The sequence below is a fragment of the Citrobacter sp. R56 genome, assembly GCF_016811995.1.
Lineage (GTDB): Bacteria > Pseudomonadota > Gammaproteobacteria > Enterobacterales > Enterobacteriaceae > Citrobacter_D > Citrobacter_D enshiensis.
The window spans coordinates 2257349-2278100 of sequence record NZ_CP069159.1; the positions used below are offsets into that span (position 1 = coordinate 2257349).

The following is a 20752-nucleotide window of genomic DNA, read 5'->3' on the forward strand; positions in this document are numbered from 1 at the left end:
GCAACAATTGGATTATTAATCGATTTTGTCTAGAGTGAGCGGTCAGAAACGTGCACTCTCTTGCCGCTGTTACGTACCAGCGCGGGACCATTCACACGACCAGAAGGACTTACTTTCAGGTATGGATCGTAGACGATTTATTAAAGGTTCAATGGCAATGGCCGCCGTGTGCGGTACCAGTGGTATTGCATCTCTCTTTTCTCGCGCCGCCTTTGCGGCCGAATCCGACATTGCTGATGGTCAAACCGTCCGTTTTGACTTCTCTGTTCTGCAATCCATGGCGCACGACCTGGCCGAGAAACCGTGGGGCGGCGCGCCGCGCGCACTGCCGAACACGCTGGCGAATCTGACGCCGCAAGCGTACAACAGCATCCAGTATGATGCCGAACACTCGCTGTGGAATAACGTAGAAGGGCGCGAGCTCGATGTGCAGTTCTTCCATGTCGGGATGGGGTTCCGCCGTCGCGTGCGGATGTTCTCCGTGGATGCGGCGACGCATCAGGCGCGTGAGATCCACTTCCGTCCTGAACTGTTTAAATACAACGATGCGGGCGTCGACACTAAACAGCTGGAAGGGCAGACCGACCTCGGTTTTGCCGGTTTCCGCGCGTTTAAAGCACCTGAACTGGCGCGTCGCGATATTGTGTCGTTCCTCGGCGCCAGCTATTTCCGCGCCGTTGATGACACCTACCAGTACGGTTTGTCTGCGCGCGGTCTGGCGGTCGATACCTACGCGGACAAGAAAGAAGAGTTTCCTGATTTCACGGCGTTCTGGTTTGAAACTGCGAAGCCGGGCGACACCACGTTTACGGTGTACGCGCTGCTAGACAGCCCAAGCGTCACGGGTGCCTATAAGTTTGTCATCCATTGCGAGAAGACCCAGGTGATTATGGATGTGGAAAATCACATCTATGCCCGTAAAGACATTCAGCAACTGGGCATTGCGCCAATGACCAGTATGTTCAGCTGCGGCAATAACGAACGCCGCATGTGCGACACTATTCACCCACAAATCCACGATTCCGATCGCCTGGCAATGTGGCGCGGCAACGGTGAATGGATCTGCCGTCCGCTGAATAACCCGCAAAAACTGCAGTTCAACGCCTATACCGACAACAACCCAAGAGGGTTTGGTCTGTTGCAGCTTGATCGTGATTTTACCCACTATCAGGACATTATGGGCTGGTATAACAAACGTCCAAGCCTGTGGGTAGAGCCGCGCAATCAATGGGGCAAGGGAACGATCGGCCTGATGGAGATCCCGACCACCGGTGAAACGCTGGACAACGTGGTCTGCTTCTGGCAACCGGAGAAAGCGATTAAAGCCGGTGATGAACTGGAATTCAAATACCGTCTGTACTGGAGTGCGCAACCGCCGGTACGCTCGCCGTTGGCGCGTGTCATGGCAACCCGTACCGGTATGGGCGGGTTCCCGGAAGGTTGGGCACCGGGCGAACATTACCCGGAAAAATGGTCGCGTCGTTTTGCCATTGATTTCGTGGGCGGCGATCTGAAAGCGGCAGCGCCGAAGGGCATTGAGCCGGTGATTACGCTCTCCAGCGGTGAAGCGAAACAGATCGAAATTCTCTATGTTGAGCCTTTCGACGGCTATCGCATTCAGTTTGACTGGTATCCAACCTCAGACTCTACCGACCCGGTGGATATGCGCCTGTTCCTGCGCTGTCAGGGCGACGCCATCAGCGAAACCTGGTTGTATCACTACTTCCCGCCAGCGCCGGACAAACGCCGGTATGTTGACGATCGCATCATGCGCGAATAATGTTTAGCACGGCTCTTCCCGCGTGGAGGAGCCGTTTTCACCTTTCCTGCCATTGATACCTGTACACGATTTAAACTCGATCCCGTTCGCATTATTCTCTGCGCCAAATGCGTAAGCTGGCTGTGTGTATTTGCTATACACATTTTTGCCACTCACAGGGAGAGCGTATGTTTCCAGAGTACAGAGATCTCATTTCCCGACTGAAAACCGAGAATCCTCGCTTTCTGTCCTTGTTTGAAAAACACAATAAACTTGATCACGAGATTGCCCGGCTGGAAGGTTCAGATGGCCGGGGATACAATTTGGATATTGTTCGCCTGAAGAAACAGAAACTCCTGTTGAAGGACGATCTGCTTAAAATGTTGCAAAAAGAAAGCGTTGAATAACGCATGTTCTCAAAGGGCTTCACCCGCGGTGAGGCCCTTCATCTGATACAATTCTGGCCATCTTGATTTTTAATAAGGGAATGGCCTGAAATGTCCGACATCATCACTCTCGACGACACCTTACAACTGCGGGCGGTAGACGAAAGTCACGTTACGGCTCTGCACCAGTTGGTCCTCAAAAATAAAGTGTGGCTGCAAGCGTCGTTGAACTGGCCGCAATTCGTGAATTCTGAAGACGACACGCGCAAAAACGTGCAGGGCAACAAGATGTTGCACGAGCGTGGATACGCCAAAATGTACCTTATTTTTAAGCATTCCGATGTCGTGGGCGTCATTTCGTTTAATTTAATCGAACCCCTGAACAAAACAGCCTATATCGGTTACTGGCTGGATGAAGACCATCAGGGGCAGGGGATCCTTTCGCGTGCATTGCAGGGCATTATCGATTGTTATGCGCAGCGCGGCGAAATCCGGCGGTTTGTCATCAAATGTCGGGTCGATAATGCCAAAAGTAACCGCGTGGCTATCCAAAATGGTTTCACGCTGGAAGGTTGCATGAAACAGGCTGAATTTCTCAACGGCGATTATCACGACGTCAACATGTACGCCCGCATTATCGATACCGTTTCACAGTAAACCCGCCAGGGGGGTACGCGTAATATGCTGCTCCCCGTTAATGGTCTTCGGCCCGCGCAGGTGGATCATGTCGCCGTCAAAGGCTTCCACCGTCGCCCGGTCGGTGATCTCAACGCGGTGTTCTATCAATACTTCGCCGATGACACGGGTGTCGCCCTCAATTAAGACATGATCATCGAGCAGAATGGGGCCGCCGCTGAGATGGGCTCGTCCACCGACCAGCACGTGATGTTTCAACACACAATTGCCTTCCACGGTGGCGTGTTCAGCCACCTGCGAACTGTAGCGTAGGGTGGGAATGGCATCCTCCTGGCTCCCGGCAATGATGCGGGCGTGGCCGTACACTTTCGCGCAATCGCAAATCCAGACATTGTTTTCGGCGTTACCTTCGATCAGCGCAAAATCAAACACTTCAGCACGGTGCTCTATAAACGCTTCATTGATGATTGCGTCGCCATAGATTTGTGCCTGGTGCACCACCCGCGAGCGGCTCACCGTGGCGCGATCATAGATTTGCAGCATCAGGTTGTTAGCGCGGGTTAACCCGCTCGCGGCGATAATTTCAGACTGATGCAACACGCGGGCATCGCCAAAGAGGTGACAGATACCGCGAACCACGGAATGCTGCACGGTGACGTTGTCACTTATACGGGCGCCATGGCTGATTTCCGCCCGATCAATCCAGCTATTGCCGCCAACCTGCGCGTCATCTTTAATCACACAATACTGGGTAATTCGGGCATTCCCGGAAATTCGCGCGCCGGCAAAGGCAATGCTGTTTTCATCATAGATCCAGCAGTGGCCGTCCTGCGCGAGAACGCAATCCGCGTCCACCCAACCGCCGGGCGTGCCTGCTTTGACGTCGTTAAAGTCTTTCAGAGCGATTATCTGGCGCAGGAGTACGCTTTTTTTACTGCCATTCTCCTGAAAACTAAACGATCGCTGTTCTTCACTCAGACGATATTTGGTCATGGGTTATTTCCACTCAGTCGCTTAAGATAACCGTAGCAAAGATTTCGGCTCTGGATAAACCCGCTGAAATTCCATAAAATGCATTTCAAATATACTTTATAAATTAAACAAAATGAGTAAGAAAAAGCAGAGCGACCGGGTGCTTAATCTTCCGGCGGGATATTTTGGCATGGTTCTGGGCATCATCGGTATGGGCTTCGCGTGGCGCTACGCAAGCCATATCTGGCCTGTAAGCCACTGGATCGGCGATGGACTGGTGATACTGGCGATGATCATCTGGGGATTGCTGACGCTGGCGTTTCTTAGTCGCCTGGTGCGTTTTCCCCACAGTGTGCTGACCGAAGTGCGCCATCCGGTGATGAGCAGCTTTGTGAGCCTGTTTCCCGCGACCACCATGCTGGTCGCCATTGGCTTTGTTCCCTGGTGTCGCCCGTTATCGGTGGTGTTATTCAGCATCGGGGTTGTCATTCAGTTGACCTACGCCGCGTGGCAGACGGCCGGACTGTGGCGGGGCTCGCACCCTGAGGAGGCCACGACGCCGGGTTTGTATTTGCCGACGGTGGCAAACAACTTTATCAGTGCGATGGCCTGTGGGGCGCTCGGCTTTAATGATGCCGGACTGGTCTTTTTAGGTGCTGGCGTGTTCTCGTGGCTGAGCCTGGAACCGGTCATTTTGCAGCGTCTGCGCAGCGCCGGGGAACTTCCGACGATGTTACGCACCTCCCTTGGCATTCAGCTTGCGCCCGCGCTGGTGGCTTGTAGCGCCTGGTTGAGCGTCAACGGCGGAGAAGGCGACATTCTGGCGAAGATGCTGTTTGGCTACGGTCTGTTGCAACTGCTTTTTATGTTGCGACTGATGCCCTGGTATCTGTCACAACCGTTTAATGCCTCATTCTGGAGCTTCTCGTTCGGCGTTTCTGCGCTGGCCACCACGGGATTACATCTGGGGCACGGCGCGCCGACAGGGTTTTTCCATACCTTGTCGATCCCACTGTTTATTTTCACCAATTTAATTATTGCGTTATTGCTGGTACGTACGGTTGCATTGCTGATGCAGGGAAGACTGCTGATTCGCGCTGAACGTGCAACATTACAGAAATCTGAGGATAAAAAATGACTCTTCGCGACGAAAATTACTTTACGGAAAAATACGACCTCACCCGCACCCATTCTGAAGTGTTAGAGGCGGTTAAGGTTGTCAAACCAGGAAAAACACTGGATCTGGGGTGTGGCAACGGCCGCAATAGCCTTTATCTGGCGGCTAACGGTTTCGATGTGACGGCGTGGGATAAAAACCCGATGAGTATCGCCAACGTGGAACGCATTAAAGCGGCGGAAGGGCTGGACAATTTGCATGAAAAGATTGTCGATCTCAACACGCTAAGCTTTGATGGCGAGTATGATTTTATTCTTTCTACCGTGGTGTTGATGTTCCTTGAAGCCAACACCATTCCCGGTTTGATTGCCAATATGCAGCGTTGTACAAAACCGGGAGGGTATAACCTGATCGTGGCGGCAATGGATACGGAAGACTTCCCGTGTACCGTGGGTTTCCCATTTGCTTTTAAAGAAGGCGAATTATGTCGTTATTATGAAGGCTGGGAACTGCTGAAATACAATGAAGATGTTGGGGAATTACATCGTACGGATGCTAACGGTAACCGAATTAAATTACGTTTTGCGACAATGCTGGCGCGAAAAAACGGCTAAATCTGATTGATTTACGATGATTATCATCCATTCTGCATTCGATAAGGGTTTTATCGGATGCAGAGATCAAATTTGTGCGGACGATACCATTTTTGGTACATCGTATTTATTTTCTCTTTGCTATTATTTCAGATGCATATCTTCAAAACTAAGGGATCGTTTCATGTGTGCTCAAACTTTAATAAAAGTTGCAGTGCTTACTGGTTTACTGGCGTTATCAGGTTGTGCGTCTAAAGTCACTCAGCCAGATAAATACTCGGGTTTTTTAAAAGACTATTCTGGTCTTCAGGAAACAAAATCTGCTACGGGGCATCCGGTTTTACGTTGGGTCGATCCCAATTACAATGCGTCTAAATACGATAGCATCGTTTATAACCCGGTTACCTATTACCCGGTTCCTAAACCTAGCACTCAGGTTGGACAGCAAGTTCTCGATAAACTGCTGAACTACACCAACACCAAAATGAAAACCGCTATCGGGCAGCGTAAACCGCTGGTCGCGACCCCTGGTCCGCGTAGCCTGATCTTCCGCGGTGCAATTACCGGTGTGGATACCAGCAAAGAAGGACTGCAATTCTATGAAGTGGTTCCTGTAGCGTTAGTTATTGCAGGGACACAGATGGCAACGGGCCACCGCGACATGGATACCAGCCTCTACTTTGAAGGCGAGCTGATTGACGCGGCAACCAATAAGCCGGTGATGAAAGTTGTCCGTAAGGGCGAAGGTAAAGATCTGAACAACGAAAACACGCCGATGGCGTTCGAAACGTTGAAGCAAGTTGTTGACGACATGGCGACCGATGCCACCATGTTTGATGTCAATAAACCGATCCAGAAATAAGATTGCTGCGCCATCTTCGGATGGCGCAATTTTTTATACTCTCCGATGTGTCAGACGTAACGCGCCATAGCAAATCCCCCCAGCGATGAGTCCCCAAAATGCAGCGCCGATCCCCAGCAACGTCACTCCGCTTGCCGTCACCAAAAATGTGACGATAGCCGCGTCGCGTTCTGTGACATCAACCAGCGCCTGATGCAAACTTCCGCCAATGGTGCCTAACAGGGCTAGTCCCGCCAACATCTGGATCCAACTGGTGGGCAGGGCGGCCATCAGGCTGGTCACGGAACCGCCAAACACGCCCGCCAGCAGATAAAATATCCCCGCCGACGCTGCCGCCATCCAGCGACGTTTGGCGTCCGGGTGCGCCTCCGGGCTTTGGCAAATCGCCGCGGTAATAGCGGCAATGCAAATGGAGTAGACACCAAAGGGGGAGAAAAGCAGCGCCAGAAGCCCGGTGAAAACGATCAATGGTGAAACCGGCAACGCATAACCCGAGGCTTTCATGGTGGCGATGCCGGGGGCATTTTGCGACGCCATCGTCACCAGAAACAGCGGTAACGCCACGCTGAGCGAGTGCGAAAAGGAAAACTGCGGGGCGATAAAGGCAGGGAGCACCGGTGAAAACTGAATACTTTGCGTGACAATGTCACCTTTTAACAACGCAATCACCATCCCCGCCAGCATCGCGGCGATAATGGCATACCGTGGCGCGATGATTTTCATCATCAGCCAGGCGAAAAACATACCGGCACACAAGACAAACTCACTGTCAAAACGGTTAAAGGCCTGCAAACCAAAGCGCAGCAGGATCCCCGCCAGCATTGCCGCAGCGAGTGAGTGCGGAATTACCTGCATTAGCCTGGCAAACAGACCGGTAACCCCGCACAGGACAATCAACAGATTGGCGACAATGAAAACACCGACCGCTTCCTGAAGCGTTAATCCCTGCAGTCCGGTGACCAGCAACGCCGCGCCAGGGGTCGACCACGCTGTCAGCACCGGTGCGCGATACCACAACGTCAGCGCGAGGGTGCTGACGCCCATGGCGATGCCAAGCGCCGTCATCCACCCGGCGATTTGCCCGGTGGTGGCGCCGGCGGCAATAGCCGCTTGCCAGATGATGGCGGCGGAACTCGCGTAGCCCACCAGAACGGCGACAAACCCAGACAGCACCGTTGGCAGAGGAAGAGATAATGAACGCATTGGGACCCTTTTGTGCGTTATAGCGGTCGCTCACTGTAGCATTTGTGCGTTATAGCGTACAAGTGATAAGCTGAGTCTTTGCGGGAGGAGAAATATGGACAATCTGACCCACTATCTGGCTACCACCCTGAAAACGCTGCGTCATCAGCGTGAATGGAGTCTGTCGCGTCTGGCCGAGGCGACCGGCGTCTCAAAAGCCATGCTCGGGCAGATAGAACGCAATGAGTCCAGCCCTACGGTGGCGACATTGTGGAAGATAGCGACCGGGCTGAACGTACCGTTTTCAACCTTTATTTCGCCGCCGGAATCCGGGACGCCGCCCACATTTGACCCACAACAGCAGGCGATGGTGGTCACGCCGCTGTTTCCCTGGGACCCTGAGCTCCGTTTTGACCATTTTTCCATTCTGTTGGCGCCCGGCGCGCTCAGTGAATCAACCCCGCATGAACGCGGTGTTATCGAACATGTGGTGGTCATTTCGGGTCAACTGGATATGTGTATTAACGGTGAATGGAAAACGCTACAGGCCGGAGAAGGCGTGCGCTTTGCCGGGGACGCCGCCCATGCGTATCGCAACAGCAGTGGGCAAGCCGCGCACTTTCATTCACTCATTCATTACCCACGGAGTTAATCGGGAAAAGTATTCCGTAAATCGGTGCTTCTGACTACAATAGCCGCCATTTCGCTGTTATTGGATGGTATTAATTGTATGCGCCAGCAACCTCATCACCTCGAACTGTTAAGCCCGGCCCGCGACACCGCCATTGCTCGTGAAGCGATTTTGCATGGCGCTGATGCCGTCTATATCGGCGGACCCGGCTTTGGCGCTCGTCATAACGCCAGTAACAGCCTGAAAGATATTGCTGAACTGGTGCCATTCGCTCACCGCTATGGGGCGAAGATCTTTGTGACGCTCAATACCATTTTGCATGATGATGAACTGGAGCCCGCGCAGCGGTTGATTACCGATCTGTATCAGACCGGCGTGGACGCGCTGATTGTGCAGGATATGGGGATTCTGGAACTGGATATCCCGCCTATTGAACTGCATGCCAGTACCCAGTGCGATATTCGCAGCGTTGAGAAAGCGAAGTTTCTTGCTGATGTTGGTTTTACCCAGATTGTGCTGGCGCGCGAGCTGAGTCTGAGCCAAATTCAGGCGATCCACCAGGCGACCGACGCCACCATTGAGTTCTTCGTCCACGGCGCGCTCTGTGTTGCGTATTCCGGACAGTGTTATATCTCTCATGCGCAGACCGGACGTAGCGCCAACCGTGGCGATTGTTCCCAGGCCTGCCGACTGCCGTATACGCTCAAAGACGATCAGGGACGGGTGGTGTCCTATGAAAAACACCTGCTATCGATGAAAGATAACGACCAGACGGCCAATCTGGGGGCGTTGATTGATGCCGGTGTGCGTTCCTTCAAGATTGAAGGACGCTACAAAGACATGAGCTACGTGAAGAATATTACCGCCCATTACCGGCAGATGTTGGATGCGATTATCGACGATCGTAGCGACCTGGCCCGGGCGTCAGCGGGACGTACTGAACATTTCTTTATTCCCTCGACGGACAAAACGTTCCACCGCGGCAGCACAGATTACTTTGTGAATGACCGTAAAGGCGACATTGGCGCTTTTGATTCACCGAAATTTATTGGTCTTCCGGTCGGTGAAGTTCTGAAAGTGGCGAAAGATCATCTGGACGTCGAAGTCACGGAGCCGCTGGCAAACGGTGACGGGTTAAATGTGCTGATCAAGCGTGACGTGGTCGGTTTTCGCGCCAATACCGTTGAAAAAACGGGGCAGAATCGTTATCGCGTCTGGCCAAATGAGATGCCGGCTGATCTGCACAAGGTGCGCCCGCATCACCCGCTCAATCGTAACCTGGACCACAACTGGCAGCAGGCATTAACGAAAACTTCCAGCGAGCGCCGCGTGGCGGTAGATATTGAACTGGGCGGCTGGCAGGAACAGCTGATCCTGACGCTGACCAGCGAAGAGGGCGTCAGCATCACGCACAGTCTGGACGGTCAGTTCGACGAAGCCAACAATGCTGAAAAAGCGCTGAGCAACCTGAAAGACGGCTTAGCCAAACTGGGGCAGACGATGTACTATGCCCGCAACGTTGAGGTGACGCTGCCCGGCGCGTTGTTTGTGCCGAATAGTGTGCTTAACCAGTTCCGGCGGGAAGCCACCGAAATGCTCGACGCCGCGCGTCTTGCCCGCTATCAACGCGGTCACCGTAAACCGGTGACGGAGCCCACACCGGTATACCCGGAAGCGCATCTCAGTTTCCTGGCGAACGTCTATAACCGCAAAGCGCGTGAGTTTTACCACCGCTACGGCGTGCAACTGATTGATTCCGCTTATGAAGCGCATGAAGAAAAAGGCGACGTGCCGGTGATGATCACCAAGCACTGTCTGCGTTTTGCGTTTAACCTGTGCCCGAAACAGGCGAAAGGCAATATCAAGAGCTGGAAGGCCACGCCTATGCAACTGGTCCACGGTGATGAAGTGCTGACGCTGAAGTTTGATTGTCGTCCGTGTGAAATGCATGTCATCGGCAAGATCAAAAATCATATTCTGAAAATGCCGATGCCGGGGAGTGTGGTGGCGTCGGTCAGCCCGGAAGAACTCATGAAAACGCTGCCGAAGCGTAAAGATTAAGTTTTAGCGAAAATGGGTTTCAGGCTTGCGTGATTTTTGCCAGTAGTGGTGCTCGCGCAAGCCTTCCGCAGACTCTTCCGCCACCGTACGAAGTTCATCGCTGTCCGCTTCATGGCGAAGCTGATGATCCACGTTCTTTACCCACAAAAATGTGTGCCCTTTGTGTCCCGCCATCAACTGACCCGAAAACAGCGCGCAGGTCAGTAACATCACTGATAACGCTTTCGTAAACATCATGCCACCGTCTGATTACCTTTTGCGGCTATCATGCCCACGGTTTCGTCGGGTTATTATTCAAAAATTCAAATTTGCGAAAAGACTTTGTCAGCGTGTGCTGAAGAAGGGCAAGTGCCGGGAGCGGGCGGCCCCCGGCGGATGGACTAGTGCGCTTTAAACCCGGCTGCCGCCATCAATACGCGAAAGAACATGCCCACGGCGGCCAGCGCCAGCACGCTGCCTCCCCACAAGATAACCAGCCACATCAAGCGTTTCCAGACTGAGTGTTCCATCAATGATACCCCTCGCCATGTTGAACTTTTCCACGAAATACGTAATAGCTCCAGAAGGTATAAACCAGGATGACAGGGATAATCAGCAATGCGCCAACCAACATAAAGCCCTGACTTTGTGCGGGCGCTGCCGCCTGCCATAGGGTGATAGACGGCGGAATAATGTGTGGCCAAATACTGATCCCCAGACCACTGAAACCGAGGAAAATCAGCCCTAATGTCAGGACAAACGGCAGCGCATGGCTTTCAGGTTGGTTCAGCGATCGCCACAGCCACAGGCTACACAGCCCAACGAGCACCGGCACGGGTAGCAGGAACCACAGATTCGGCAGACTAAACCAACGGACGGCAATGTCACTGTGCGCCAGCGGCGTCCAGAGACTGATGATGGCAATCACCAGCAATAACGCCATCAGCCATTTTTTCGCCGCCGCCCGCATTTTATCCTGCAAGGGATTTTCGCTCTTCATGACCAGCCAGGTGGCGCCCAGTAACGCGTAGGCCACGACCAGTCCGGCACCGCAAAATAGCGTGAAGGGCGTCAGCCAGTCGAATGGCCCACCGCTGTAACTGCGTCCGGTGACGGAAAACCCGTTGATCACCGCGCCGACGACAACCCCCTGCGAAAACGTCGCGAGTATTGATCCGCCCAGAAAGGCGTTGTCCCAGAACGGGCGGTGCGCAGGCGTGGCCTTGAAACGAAACTCAAAGGCGACGCCGCGAAAGATTAATCCCATCAGCATCAGCGTGAGCGGGATGGTCAGCGCATCGACAATCACCGCATAGGCCAGCGGAAACGCGCCGAATAATCCCGCACCGCCTAGCACCAGCCAGGTTTCATTCCCGTCCCAGACCGGGGCGACGCTATTGACCATCACATCGCGATCGTCGGCATCTCGGGTGGCGGGAAACAGGATGCCGATCCCCAAATCGAAACCGTCCATCACGATATACATCAGCGTGGCGAACACGATGATAACAAACCAGATTACTGATAAATCAATACCCATTAGCGATGTGCCTCTTGTTGAGAATCGAGGACAGCGGCAGAAAGCGGCCGCGCAGGCGTACCGGTTGGCGGAAGGGTTGGGTCATCTTCCTGCGGTCCTTTGCGAATAAGCCGGATCATGTAGCTGTAGCCGACGCCAAACACGGAGCTGTAGACCACAAAGAAGCCCAGCAGACTGATGCTCATGTGCAGGTCGCCATGGGCAGAAACGGCATCGGCGGTGCGTTGCAGGCCATAAACCACCCAGGGCTGGCGACCGACTTCGGTCGTTACCCATCCGGCCAGAATGGCGATCAATCCGGAAGGCCCCATCCATAACGCAAAGCGCAGGAACGGTCGCGAGCTGTACAGCCGCTCTCTGTAGCGCAGCCATAGCGCGATGGCGCCCAACAGAATCATCAACATACCCAGTCCTGCCATAATGCGAAACGACCAGAACACCATGGTTGAATTCGGGCGATCCTGTTTCGGAAACTCTTTCAGCGCGGGGACCTGTTTATCCAGACTGTGCGTGAGGATCAGGCTACCCAGCGCGGGGATCGCCAGCCCGTAGCGGGTGCGTTCCTGCTCCATATCCGGCCAGCCAAACAGCAGCAGCGGTGTGGGCTCGCCGGGAGGATTCTCCCAGTGGCCTTCGATGGCGGCGATTTTCGCCGGTTGATGCTTCAGGGTGTTCAGCCCGTGCATATCGCCAATCACGGCCTGAATCGGCGCGACGATTAAGATCATCCACAGCGCCATCGAAAACATCGCGCGTATGGCGGGGGTGTTATTGCCGCGCAACAGGTGCCAGGCTGCAGAAGCCGCCACGAACAACGCGCTGCTGAGGAATGCCGCCACCGACATATGCAACAGGCGATAGGGGAAAGAAGGATTGAAAATGACGGCAAACCAGTCGACCGGCACGACCTGGCCGTTGACGATTTCATACCCTTGCGGCGTCTGCATCCAGCTGTTTGAAGCGAGGATCCAGAAGGTAGAAATAATGGTGCCCAGCGCCACCATGCAGGTAGAGAAAAAGTGCAGGCCGGGGCCCACTTTGTGCCAGCCAAACAGCATCACGCCGAGGAATCCCGCCTCCAGGAAGAAGGCGGTTAGCACTTCATAGGTGAGCAACGGACCGGTAATACTGCCCGCGAATTCGGAAAAACCGCTCCAGTTGGTGCCAAACTGGTAGGCCATCACCAGCCCGGAGACAACCCCCATACCAAAGTTGACGGCGAAAATTTTTGACCAGAAATGGTACAGCGAACGCCAGGTGGGGTTTTTCGTTTTCAGCCAAAGGCCTTCCAGTACCGCCAGATAACTGGCGAGCCCAATGGTGATCGCGGGAAAAATAATGTGGAAAGAAACCGTAAACGCAAACTGAATTCGCGCCAGGTGAAACGCATCAAGACCGAACATGCCCAACTCCACAGAGAAAATTGATTCAGCGCAATTTTAAGCGTCTGGCATGTTCAGTGGCAGAAACAGAACCCGCTTATTTAACCATAACAGTTATCAAAAACCAGGCAATTATGTAAACTGATATACACTACGTTTATCCCTGTACGCGTTCAGGAAGAGAAATGAAGAAATATCAGCGACTGGCCGAACAGATTCGCGATCAAATCGCCTCCGGCGTGTGGCAGCCAGGCGATCGTTTGCCCTCGTTGCGAGAGCAGGTTGCCAGTAGCGGCATGAGCTTTATGACGGTCGGTCACGCGTATCAGTTGCTGGAAAGTCAGGGGCGCATCATTGCCCGCCCGCAATCGGGCTACTATGTGGCGCCGCGTCCGGTGCGCCAGCCGGTGGTGCCGCCTGCGCAGGTCATGCGCGATGAAGCGGTGGATATCAATACCTATATTTTTGAGATATTACAGGCCAGCCGGGATGCCTCCGTCATGCCGTTTGCCTCGGCGTTTCCCGACCCGCGACTATTCCCCTTACAGCAGCTTAACCGTTCCCTGGCCCAGGTCAGCAAGACCGCCACGGCGATGAGCGTCATTGAAAACCTGCCGCCGGGGAATGCCGAGTTGCGCCACGCGATTGCGCGCCGTTATGCCCAGCAGGGCATAACCGTCTCTCCCGATGAAATCGTGATCACGGCCGGGGCGCTGGAGGCGTTAAACCTCAGTCTGCAAGCCGTGACCGAGCCCGGCGACTGGGTGATTGTTGAAAATCCCTGTTTCTACGGCGCGTTGCAGGCGTTAGAACGGTTACGCTTAAAAGCGCTGTCGGTGGCGACCGATGTCAAAGAGGGCATTGATTTAGCCGCGCTGGAACAGGCGTTACAGGAGTATCCGGTGAAAGCGTGCTGGTTGATGACCAACAGCCAAAACCCGCTCGGCTTCACGCTCAGCCCGGAGAAGAAGGCAAAACTGGTCGCACTGCTGGAAACGTACAACGTGATGCTGATAGAAGATGATGTCTACAGCGAACTCTATTTTGGTCGTGAAAAACCCTTGCCCGCCAAAGCCTGGGATCGCAGCGACAGGGTGTTACATTGCTCGTCGTTTTCGAAATGTCTGGTGCCCGGATTTCGCATCGGCTGGGTTGCAGCGGGGCAGCACGCCCGACAAATCCAGCGGCTACAACTGATGAGCACGCTTTCTACCAGTTCGCCGATGCAGCTGGCGTTGGTGGATTACCTCGCGACCCGTCGTTATGACGCCCATCTACGCCGTTTACGTCGCCAGCTTGCCGAGCGCAAACAGCAGGCCTGGCAAACGTTACTCCGCCACCTTCCGGCAGAGGTCAAAATACACCATAACGACAGCGGCTATTTTCTCTGGCTGGAGTTGCCTGACTCGCTGGATGCCGGGGCGTTGAGCGCACAAGCGCTGGCGCATCACATCAGTATCGCCCCGGGAAAAATGTTTTCTACCTCTGACACCTGGACGCGTTTCTTTCGTTTTAATACCGCCTGGCCCTGGGGAGAAAGAGAAGAGCAGGCGGTGAAACAACTAGGAAATCTGATTCGCGGCATGCTGAAATAAATTCTCTGGCGCTATTGTTTTAATTTGAATAGCGCAGAGTCATTTTCAAAATAGTTATTCATGACCGATTGTTAACCCCATCGCTATTAACGTATTGCCCGTCATAGGAAATTTGAATAGCCCGCTCTATTTTTCCTCTGTGCCCTAACTCCTTGTCTATACTCCAGAAGATTTAGCATTGTTGCTGCTATCTGCGGCGTAATGCGTGTCAGCTCACAACCTGATTAAATTTCCTTGCCCCGACAGGTGCGCTTCAAAGGCGCCGACTATTTTTAGGAAAGGACATATATTTACGGCAAGGCTGCCGCTCAATATTTTGCGACAGGAGTAAGACGTTATGAGCAAGACATTTGCCCGCAGCAGCCTGTGTGCGCTCGGTATGACTTTGATGACCGCACACGCCGCCGAACCGCCCACCTCATTAGAAAAACCGGAAGGTCGTCTGGATATTATCGCCTGGCCTGGTTACATCGAACGGGGTCAAACCGATAAGCAGTACGATTGGGTCACCCAGTTTGAAAAAGAGACGGGCTGTGCGGTCAATGTGAAAACTGCCGCAACGTCAGATGAGATGGTGAGCCTGATGACAAAAGGGGGCTACGATCTGGTGACCGCTTCGGGGGATGCGTCGCTGCGACTGATTATGGGCAAACGCGTGCAACCGATTAACACGGCGTTGATCCCCAACTGGAAAGAGGTCGACCCACGCGTCGTGAAAGGCGAGTGGTTTAACGTCGACGGCAAGGTTTATGGCACGCCGTATCAGTGGGGGCCGAACCTGTTGATGTACAACACCAAAACATTCCCAACGCCGCCGGACAGCTGGGGCGTGGTGTTTGTGAAGCAGGATCTCCCGGATGGTAAATCAAACCAGGGACGCGTCCAGGCTTACGATGGCCCCATCTATCTTGCGGATGCCGCGTTATACCTGAAAGCCACCCAACCGAAGTTGGGTATTACCGATCCCTATCAACTAAATGAGAGACAGTACCAGGCCGTACTCGAAGTGCTGCGTACCCAGCACGGTTTGATCCATCGCTACTGGCACGATACCACCGTGCAAATGAGTGATTTCAAAAATGAAGGCGTGGTCGCCTCGGGCGCCTGGCCTTATCAGGCGAATGCGCTGAAAGCCGAAGGCCAGCCTATCGCCACAGTTTTTCCAAAAGAGGGGGTGACCGGCTGGGCCGATACCACCATGTTGCACAGCGAGGCCAAACACCCGGTGTGCGCGTATAAGTGGATGAACTGGTCGCTGACGCCGAAAGTGCAGGGCGATGTCGCCGCCTGGTTTGGCTCTTTGCCAGTGGTGCCCAATGGCTGTAAAGCCAGCCCGCTGCTGGGTGAAAAAGGGTGTGAAACCAACGGCTACAACTTCTTCGACAAAATCGCTTTCTGGAAAACGCCGATCGCGGAAGGCGGCAAATTTGTGCCTTACAGCCGTTGGACGCAGGACTACATTGCCATTATGGGCGGTCGCTAATTCCTCTGGGGTGATTTATGACGTACGCAGTGGAGTTTGAGAACGTCTCACGCCTGTACGGTGACGTACGGGCGGTGGATGGCGTCAGTATTGCGATAAATGACGGTGAGTTTTTTTCCATGCTGGGGCCTTCCGGCTCCGGCAAAACGACCTGCTTACGCTTGATTGCAGGTTTTGAGCAGCTCTCCGGCGGTGAAATTAAAATTTTTGGTCAGCACGCCAGCGAATTACCGCCCTGGGAGCGGGACGTCAACACCGTCTTCCAGGATTACGCGCTGTTCCCGCATATGTCGATTCTCGACAACGTCGCGTATGGTCTGATGGTCAAAGGCGTTGCTAAAAAACAGCGTTATGCACAGGCCCAGGAGGCGCTGGAAAAAGTCGCCCTTGGTTTTGTTCACGGACGTAAACCTTCGCAGCTTTCCGGCGGTCAGCGCCAGCGTGTGGCGATTGCCCGGGCGCTGGTCAATGAGCCACGGGTACTCCTGCTGGATGAACCGCTTGGCGCGCTCGATCTCAAATTGCGCGAGCAGATGCAGCTGGAGTTGAAAAAGCTGCAGCAGTCGCTCGGCATTACCTTCATCTTCGTCACCCACGACCAGGGTGAGGCGCTGTCGATGTCGGACCGCGTGGCGGTGTTCAACAATGGCCGTATCGAGCAGGTTGACTCTCCCCATGAACTCTATATGCGACCGCGTACGCCCTTTGTGGCGGGGTTTGTCGGCACATCAAACGTGTTTGATACGGCGATGTCATCCCGTGTCTGCGGCCTTGCCGGAACGTACTCGCTGCGCCCGGAACATATTCGGCTCAATGTCCCGGGTGAAGTGCAGACGGCAGGGGTGATTCAGGCGGTGCAGTACCAGGGGGCGGCGACCCGGTTTGAGCTGAAACTGAGCGGTGGCGAAAAGCTGCTGGTCAGTCAGGCCAACCTGACGGGGGAAATTCTGCCCCCGACGTTGTCACCGGGACAAAACGTGATGGCCTCATGGTCACGCAACGTCATGGTGCCGTTGATTGAGGAGAGGTAAATGGCAATGAGCGTATTACATTCGCCCCCTCCATCAAAACGCCTGAGTAAAATCTCCGGATTTTTCTGGCGCAACCCTGGGCTGGGGCTGTTCCTGCTGCTGTTGGGACCGCTGATGTGGTTTGGCATCGTCTATTTTGGATCATTGCTGACGTTGCTGTGGCAAGGGTTCTATACCTTTGACGATTTTACCATGTCAGTAACGCCGGACCTGACGCTGGCCAACCTGCAGGCGCTGTTTAATCCCGCCAACTACGACATCATTTTGCGAACGCTGACGATGGCGGTGGCGGTGACAATCGCCAGCGCGATTCTGGCGTTCCCGATGGCCTGGTTTATGGCGCGTTACACCCGCGGCAAGATGAAAGCCTTTTTCTACATCGCGGTCATGCTGCCGATGTGGGCCAGTTACATTGTCAAAGCCTATGCCTGGACACTGCTGTTGGCAAAAGACGGCGTGGCGCAGTGGTTTCTGACCCATATGGGGCTGGAACCACTGCTGATGTCGTTTCTGACGCTACCCGGCGTCGGCGGCAACACGCTGTCAACGTCCGGTTTGGGGCGTTTTCTGGTGTTTGTCTATATCTGGCTGCCGTTCATGATCCTTCCCGTTCAGGCCGCGCTGGAACGCTTGCCGCCTTCATTACTCCAGGCGTCGGCGGATCTGGGCGCTCGCCCAGGGCAAACCTTTCGCTACGTGGTGCTACCGCTGGCCATTCCGGGGATAGCGGCAGGGTCTATCTTTACCTTTTCGCTAACGCTGGGCGATTTTATCGTACCGCAACTGGTGGGGCCGCCCGGTTATTTCATCGGCAACATGGTCTATTCGCAACAAGGGGCGATCGGCAATATGCCGATGGCGGCAGCATTCACTTTAGTGCCGATGGTCTTGATCGCACTGTATCTGGCGTTCGTGAAACGCCTGGGAGCGTTCGATGCACTCTGAACGCGCACCTTTTCTCCTCAAACTGGCCGCATGGGGCGGGGTGATTTTTCTTCATTTCCCGATACTGATTATCGCCACCTATGCGTTTAACACCGAAGATGCGGCGTTTAGTTTTCCGCCTCAGGGGCTGACGCTTCGTTGGTTTAGCGTCGCGGCGCAGCGCAGCGATATTCTGGAATCTGTGACGTTGTCACTGAAAATCGCCGCGTTATCCACCGGGATCGCGCTGGTGCTGGGAACGCTGGCGGCGGCCGCGCTGTGGCGACGCGACTTCTTTGGCAAGAATGCGATCTCGCTGCTGCTGTTGCTGCCTATTGCGCTGCCGGGGATTATCACCGGTTTGGCCTTACTGACCGCATTTAAGACCATCAATCTGGAGCCGGGCTTTTTCACCATCGTGGTGGGGCATGCGACGTTTTGTGTGGTGGTGGTGTTCAACAACGTGGTCGCCCGTTTCCGACGCACCTCCTGGAGCCTGGTGGAGGCGTCAATGGACCTTGGCGCAAATGGCTGGCAAACCTTCCGCTACGTGGTGTTGCCCAATTTAGGGTCTGCGCTGCTGGCAGGCGGCATGCTGGCGTTTGCGCTCTCCTTCGATGAGATCATCGTTACCACATTTACTGCCGGGCATGAACGGACGCTGCCGCTGTGGTTGCTCAATCAACTGGGACGACCGCGCGATGTCCCGGTGACGAACGTTGTGGCATTGCTGGTGATGCTGGTGACAACGATTCCGATTTTAGGTGCCTGGTGGCTAACACGTGAAGGCGACTCGCTCGCCGAAAACGGTAAATAAACGACAATATGGGAAAATGCTATGCAACATCAATTACTGATTAACGGTGAGCTGGTCAGCGGTGAAGGTGAAAAGCAACCCGTTTACAACCCCGCGACGGGCGAGGTGATTCTGGAGATTGCGGAAGCCTCACCCGCGCAGGTCGATGCCGCAGTGCGGGCGGCCGATCGCGCATTTGTCGGATGGGGGCAAACCACGCCGAAGTTCCGCGCCGATCTGCTGCTTAAACTGGCCGATACGATCGAAGCCAACGCCGGGGTCTTTGCGGCGCTGGAGTCGCAAAACTGCGGTAAACCGCTGCACTGCGTACTGAACGATGAGATCCCGGCGATTGTCGACGTGTTTCGCTTTTTTGCCGGGGCGGCGCGTTGCTTGAACGGTCTGGCGGCGGGGGAATATCTGGAAGGGCACACCTCAATGATCCGCCGTGATCCGGTCGGCGTTGTCGCCTCCATCGCCCCGTGGAACTACCCGCTGATGATGGCGGCCTGGAAACTGGCGCCTGCGCTGGCGGCGGGAAACTGTGTGGTGATTAAACCCTCTGAAATCACGCCACTCACGGCGCTGAAACTGGCCGAATTTGCAAAAGACATTTTCCCCGCTGGCGTGATTAATGTGCTGTTCGGTCGCGGGAAAACGGTGGGCGATCCGCTGACGGGTCATGAAAAAGTGCGCATGGTTTCTCTGACCGGTTCAATCGCCACAGGCGAACACATTATCAGTCATACTGCGCCGTCGATTAAACGCACCCATATGGAGTTGGGCGGTAAAGCCCCGGTGATTGTCTTCGACGATGCAGACCTGGACGCCGTAGTCGAGGGTGTACGCACCTTTGGATTCTACAATGCCGGGCAAGACTGTACCGCAGCCTGCCGGATTTATGCCCAGAAAGGGGTCTACGACGCGCTGGTTGCGAAACTCGGTGCGGCCGTCGCCAGCCTGAAGACCGGCGCGCCGGAAGATGAAACCACCGAGTTGGGACCGTTAAGTTCGCTGACCCATCTTGAGCGGGTAAGCAAAGCGGTGGAAGAGGCGAAAGCGCTTGGCCATATCAAGGTCATCACTGGCGGTAATAAAGTGGCGGGGGCGGGATACTATTTTGCGCCGACACTGCTGGCCGGCGCGAAACAGGAAGATGCCATTGTGCAGCGCGAAGTGTTCGGTCCTGTGGTGAGCGTCACCGTCTTTGACGATGAAGATCAGGTGCTGGCGTGGGCGAACGACACGCAGTACGGATTGGCGTCATCGGTGTGGACGCGGGACGTTGGGCGCGCGCATCGTCTGAGCGCCAGACTGCAGTATGGGTGTACCTGGGTGAATACCCATTTCATGTTAGTGAGTGAAATGCCGCACGGTGGGCAAAAACTGTCGGGGTACGGTAAGGATATGTCACTGTATGGATTAGAAGATTACACCGTTGTCCGCCACGTTATGGTTAAGCATTAACCGGACGTCTCATCTACAGGAAGGTCGTAAATCGATGGCAGAGAGGAGAAATTCTCTCTGCCATTCTACATTGCAAGCACGGTATTGATTCAAGAAAACCAGCCAAATCTCAAAGAGATAAGACCAAAAAGCCCCACAGCAGCAAAGACATTTATCAGCACTACGGTTTTACTGGAAACATTCATTTTTGCCACCTTTTTATATTGCCCTTATGTGTATAGTACGGCTTCAAACTATTCGCAATAGTACTTATTCTGGACATCACAGAGTTGTGTTGGGCTTCTGTTAAATCCGTGTTTCAAGGCAATAAAACTTGATGTAGATCAAAAAAAGGAGCATATTGTGCGCGTTTTTTA

21 protein-coding genes are annotated in these 20752 nt (G+C 54.3%); 14 read left to right on the forward strand and 7 right to left on the reverse strand.

Annotated features, from left to right (window positions below; all coding sequences use genetic code 11):
* Positions 1-121 precede the first annotated feature (121 nt).
* From JM656_RS10745 to rimL, 3 genes are all read left to right on the forward strand, one after another.
* Entirely contained in the window at positions 122-1780 is a 1659-nt protein-coding gene (locus JM656_RS10745) for a glucan biosynthesis protein D (RefSeq protein WP_203361131.1), read from the forward strand.
* 167 nt (positions 1781-1947) lie between these two features.
* A complete protein-coding gene (locus JM656_RS10750) occupies positions 1948-2166 on the forward strand; it encodes a YdcH family protein (RefSeq protein WP_192612273.1) in 219 nt (72 codons plus the stop codon).
* 90 nt (positions 2167-2256) lie between these two features.
* Complete coding sequence (gene rimL / locus JM656_RS10755; RefSeq protein WP_203361132.1) at positions 2257-2802, forward strand: 50S ribosomal protein L7/L12-serine acetyltransferase; 546 nt, start codon at positions 2257-2259, stop codon at positions 2800-2802.
* Here the strand turns inward: rimL and ydcK are convergent.
* Positions 2794-3774 carry a YdcK family protein gene (gene ydcK, locus JM656_RS10760; RefSeq protein ID WP_203361133.1) on the reverse strand — a complete coding sequence of 327 codons (981 nt, stop codon included), beginning with the start codon at positions 3772-3774 and terminating at the stop codon, positions 2794-2796. The genes rimL and ydcK overlap by 9 nt on opposite strands.
* A 112-nt stretch (positions 3775-3886) precedes the next feature.
* On the opposite strand from ydcK, the gene tehA reads away from it, so the two are divergent.
* From tehA to JM656_RS10775, 3 genes are all read left to right on the forward strand, one after another.
* Entirely contained in the window at positions 3887-4891 is a 1005-nt protein-coding gene (tehA, locus tag JM656_RS10765; protein ID WP_203361134.1) for a dicarboxylate transporter/tellurite-resistance protein TehA, read from the forward strand.
* Positions 4888-5484 (forward strand): tellurite resistance methyltransferase TehB, encoded by a 597-nt coding sequence (gene tehB / locus JM656_RS10770; RefSeq protein WP_203361135.1) that lies wholly within the window; start codon positions 4888-4890, stop codon positions 5482-5484. Before tehA ends, tehB begins: the two co-directional genes overlap by 4 nt.
* Before the next feature lie 163 nt (positions 5485-5647).
* Entirely contained in the window at positions 5648-6325 is a 678-nt protein-coding gene (locus tag JM656_RS10775) for a DUF3313 domain-containing protein (protein ID WP_203361136.1), read from the forward strand.
* 33 nt (positions 6326-6358) lie between these two features.
* Here JM656_RS10775 and JM656_RS10780 read toward each other — a convergent pair whose 3' ends face one another.
* Positions 6359-7528: a benzoate/H(+) symporter BenE family transporter gene (locus tag JM656_RS10780; protein ID WP_203361137.1), complete on the reverse strand. Its 1170-nt coding sequence runs from the start codon at positions 7526-7528 to the stop codon at positions 6359-6361.
* 94 nt (positions 7529-7622) lie between these two features.
* Here JM656_RS10780 and JM656_RS10785 point away from each other — a divergent pair, with 94 nt between their 5' ends.
* Together JM656_RS10785 and JM656_RS10790 are read left to right on the forward strand one after the other, a co-directional pair.
* Positions 7623-8159, forward strand: a complete 537-nt coding sequence (locus JM656_RS10785; RefSeq protein WP_203361138.1) for a helix-turn-helix domain-containing protein — start codon at positions 7623-7625, stop codon at positions 8157-8159.
* Positions 8160-8237: 78 nt separating this feature from the next.
* Entirely contained in the window at positions 8238-10199 is a 1962-nt protein-coding gene (locus JM656_RS10790) for a U32 family peptidase (protein WP_203361139.1), read from the forward strand.
* Between the two features lie 3 nt (positions 10200-10202).
* On the opposite strand, the gene JM656_RS10795 is transcribed toward JM656_RS10790, so the two are convergent.
* From JM656_RS10795 to JM656_RS10810, 4 genes are all read right to left on the reverse strand, one after another.
* A complete protein-coding gene (locus tag JM656_RS10795; protein ID WP_203361271.1) occupies positions 10203-10433 on the reverse strand; it encodes a DUF2554 family protein in 231 nt (76 codons plus the stop codon).
* A 146-nt stretch (positions 10434-10579) separates the two neighbouring features.
* Positions 10580-10708 carry a DUF2474 domain-containing protein gene (locus JM656_RS10800; protein WP_192612264.1) on the reverse strand — a complete coding sequence of 43 codons (129 nt, stop codon included), beginning with the start codon at positions 10706-10708 and terminating at the stop codon, positions 10580-10582.
* Positions 10708-11718, reverse strand: coding sequence for a cytochrome d ubiquinol oxidase subunit II (gene cydB / locus JM656_RS10805; protein ID WP_203361140.1), 1011 nt, complete (start codon positions 11716-11718; stop codon positions 10708-10710). The genes JM656_RS10800 and cydB overlap by 1 nt, the downstream gene beginning before the upstream one ends.
* Positions 11718-13121, reverse strand: a complete 1404-nt coding sequence (locus tag JM656_RS10810; protein WP_203361141.1) for a cytochrome ubiquinol oxidase subunit I — start codon at positions 13119-13121, stop codon at positions 11718-11720. Before JM656_RS10810 ends, cydB begins: the two co-directional genes overlap by 1 nt.
* Before the next feature lie 164 nt (positions 13122-13285).
* Here JM656_RS10810 and JM656_RS10815 point away from each other — a divergent pair, with 164 nt between their 5' ends.
* From JM656_RS10815 to patD, 6 genes are all read left to right on the forward strand, one after another.
* Positions 13286-14695, forward strand: a complete 1410-nt coding sequence (locus tag JM656_RS10815) for a PLP-dependent aminotransferase family protein (RefSeq protein WP_203361142.1) — start codon at positions 13286-13288, stop codon at positions 14693-14695.
* A 337-nt stretch (positions 14696-15032) separates the two neighbouring features.
* Positions 15033-16178 carry a putative ABC transporter substrate-binding protein YdcS gene (gene ydcS, locus JM656_RS10820; protein ID WP_203361143.1) on the forward strand — a complete coding sequence of 382 codons (1146 nt, stop codon included), beginning with the start codon at positions 15033-15035 and terminating at the stop codon, positions 16176-16178.
* A 17-nt stretch (positions 16179-16195) separates the two neighbouring features.
* A complete protein-coding gene (locus JM656_RS10825) occupies positions 16196-17209 on the forward strand; it encodes an ABC transporter ATP-binding protein (RefSeq protein WP_203361144.1) in 1014 nt (337 codons plus the stop codon).
* The gene (locus tag JM656_RS10830; protein WP_370552327.1) at positions 17210-18154 is read left to right on the forward strand and encodes an ABC transporter permease; all 945 of its coding nucleotides are present in this window, start codon (positions 17210-17212) and stop codon (positions 18152-18154) included.
* Entirely contained in the window at positions 18144-18950 is an 807-nt protein-coding gene (locus JM656_RS10835; RefSeq protein ID WP_203361145.1) for an ABC transporter permease, read from the forward strand. Before JM656_RS10830 ends, JM656_RS10835 begins: the two co-directional genes overlap by 11 nt.
* 21 nt (positions 18951-18971) lie before the next feature.
* Positions 18972-20396 (forward strand): aminobutyraldehyde dehydrogenase, encoded by a 1425-nt coding sequence (patD, locus tag JM656_RS10840; protein WP_203361146.1) that lies wholly within the window; start codon positions 18972-18974, stop codon positions 20394-20396.
* A gap of 89 nt (positions 20397-20485) precedes the next feature.
* Here patD and yncL read toward each other — a convergent pair whose 3' ends face one another.
* The gene (gene yncL, locus JM656_RS10845; protein WP_162382245.1) at positions 20486-20581 is read right to left on the reverse strand and encodes a stress response membrane protein YncL; all 96 of its coding nucleotides are present in this window, start codon (positions 20579-20581) and stop codon (positions 20486-20488) included.
* Positions 20582-20752 lie beyond the last annotated feature (171 nt).